Origin of the sequence: Chryseobacterium amylolyticum, assembly GCF_051011775.1 — a bacterium.
GTDB lineage: Bacteria > Bacteroidota > Bacteroidia > Flavobacteriales > Weeksellaceae > Chryseobacterium.
In genome coordinates this window covers 1-1,502 of record NZ_JBPCHX010000017.1, presented here as the reverse complement: position 1 = coordinate 1,502, position 1,502 = coordinate 1, and the positions used below count along the sequence as shown (strand labels likewise).

The window sequence follows — 1,502 nt, the reverse complement described above, 5'->3', positions numbered from 1 at the left end:
GAAACAGGCACTGAAAATCTTTTTAAGGTTTTAATATTTCCATTGAGATCATAAGTAAGCTCTTCATTAAAATAATTATTCTGGGCTACAGAAGAATTGGGCTCGGAATATACTCCTTTTAACATCCTGTTTAAAGGATCATACTGGTAATTGTATCTTTTCAATCCCTCTGCACTGGAAATATTCCAATCAATCTCAGCGATATTTCCATTAAATCTTCCTGGTGAGGTATTAGTATACACAGGATTGGTATACTTTATCTCATATCCAAATAACTTTCCGTTCAGGTTGGCAGGATCATTCATTTTGGTCATCCAGCCCCTGATATTATATTGGTAAGCAATGGTCTGCAATGGAGATGCAGCAGCGGTTCCTCCTACTTTCTTGGATTCCAGCTGGGAAATTTCATTGTATTTATTCTGGGCAAGGTATTCCACAGGGTTGCTGCCAACCTGGTGGGTGTGGGTCAGAAGCCTGTTCTGGGAATCATAGGTGAATTTTTCTACGATAAGCTTTTCGGGATCTGCAGCAGCTCTCTTATGGTAAGTATTGGTTTGAAGGACTGCCCCGGCAAAATCAAGCTTATTGTTTACTACAGTATAGCCACCCAAATGGTTGTTGCTTCTGGAACCAATGTTTCTTCCTTTGGTATCATACCAGATAAAATTCTTCGTCCACTGATCATCTTCTATATTTTTAATATAGGAAGCGGTAAGCAGTCCTTTGGTAGTTTGTGCATTAGCCGGATTATCCGTAAGAAGAGGCTGGGCAAATACATTGGTAACTGCAGATGAACCCGGAGGATAAGTGTCATAATAATTAACGCTTAAAACCTGGGTAACATTGGTAGGAGTAGAAACCTTAGTATAATATACAGGCATACCGTTTAAAGTCAAACCAGCTGTAGCAGTTCTGGTTTCATACAAATTAACATTGATATTGGCACTGTTTTGCATTGACACCCTGCTGGAGGTACTGCTTGTTATTCCAGTATAAATGACTCTTCCAAACTGGTCATATTTAGTGAAAAGCCATTGTCCTTTTCCTTTAAGCTCGGTATCCTGGGTCAGGATAAGCCGGTCAGCTTTATTATATACCATATATTCCCAGCCCTTACCAGGAAGCTTTTTCTCCACTAAACGGCCTCTTCCGTCATAGCGGTACTGGTAGCAAAGAGCATTAAGCAGGTCGTCTGTCAGACTCTGATTAACAGCCTTGGGAGGAATAACAAAAGCCAGCTGGTCATATTCATTATATACATAATAGGTGTCTGCATATTCTGTATCAGAAATCATTTTCCTTACCAAAATAGTTTGGCCCTGTCCGTTTTTATACTCATAGGTCCTGTTCCCGTCTTCATCTGTGACCATATTCCTGTAGAGTTGATTGGCCTCACTATACGCAGATACCGTTAAAGTCGTTTTAGTGGCTCCGTTTTCCCATACCGTTGCAGGAACAAATTTGTAGACATCATTTCCTATATTGGCAGAATATTCAAACTT

Annotated in this window: 1 protein-coding gene; it reads right to left on the bottom strand. The window is 40.0% G+C overall.

Annotated elements, in window-relative coordinates; genetic code table 11:
- A partial coding sequence (locus tag ACR1PO_RS22435; RefSeq protein WP_491701022.1) for an RHS repeat domain-containing protein occupies positions 1-1,502 on the bottom strand: 1,502 nt, incomplete at both ends.